The organism is Amycolatopsis sp. SID8362, assembly GCF_010550475.1.
Lineage (GTDB): Bacteria > Actinomycetota > Actinomycetes > Mycobacteriales > Pseudonocardiaceae > Amycolatopsis > Amycolatopsis eburnea.
Window position 1 is genome coordinate 1 of record NZ_JAAGNB010000558.1, and the last position, 991, is coordinate 991.

1 protein-coding gene is annotated in these 991 nt (G+C 75.4%); it reads right to left on the minus strand.

Annotation, left to right across the window (positions count from 1 at the left end):
- Positions 1-676, minus strand: a 676-nt coding sequence (locus tag G3I65_RS17385; RefSeq protein ID WP_239071268.1) for a phospholipase A2, incomplete at its 3' end; no start/stop codon positions are given.
- Between the last annotated feature and the right edge of the window lie 315 nt (positions 677-991).

Here is a 991-nt window from a genome sequence, read left to right on the forward strand (position 1 = left end):
GGCGGGCCCGCAGCCAGCCGCGCAGCCGGAAGACCAGCAGGCAGCCGATCACCAGCACCCCGGCGACCATCGGCCCGATCGGGTCGCCGACCGGCGGGCCCCAGCGCTGGTGCCACGAGTTGACGACCAGGCCCGCCGAGTAGAGCGACGCGACCACCCGGCAGGTGAACGCGGAGTTCATCGGGTTGAGGTCGCAGGCGTGGTGCATGTCGTAGGAGAGCCGGTCGTCCAGCGCCTCCCGGGCCTGGGGGCCGAGCGGGTGGCCCTTGCGGTCGGCGTAGCGCAGCAGGTCGTAGCCGAGGTCGTGCGCTTTGCACGGCACGGCGTAGTCCCACTTGGTGTTGTCGTCGCCCCACGGCGTCGAGCACCCGCCGTCGGTGTGGACGGCGCGCACGGTGCCGTCGCGCGCGGTCATCGCGCCCGGGGTGACGCCGCTGAGGGCGGTGAAGTCCTTCGGCAGCTTCGCGAGGGCGTCGGGGTGCGGGCCGGGGTGCACGAGCGCGTCGACGGCGTTCTGCGCGGCGAGCACGTCCCCGGTCGGCGGCCCCTGGTCGGGCGGCGACGGCGGCCGCGAGGCGATCAGCCCGAACGCGAAGACGACCAGCAGCACCAGCAGCAGCCACCCGGACGTCGACCAGGGTCGGCGGCGACGCGGCGGCTCGGGCTCGGCTGGCATGGGGTCCAGGGTGCCAGCCCGGGTGCCGGCCCGGCATGGGGACAACCCCAGTGTCCCAGCGCGGGTTTCCCCTAAGCTGCCCGATCGGCCGCCCGATCTCCCCTTTCCCGCCCGCCCCCGCATCGGTGACGCTGGTGCCCGGGGGACGAGGAGGGCGTGCGGTGACCTCGACCGATCCCGGCCTGCCGGTGGAGAACACGGTGCGTGCCTTGCGCCGGCTGGCCCCTGGCGCGGCGTTGCGCGAACCCCGGAGCCCGGACCTGCGCGCGCTGGCACGGGCCCTGCGGTCTCGCTCGCCTGCCGAGCTTGCGCGGG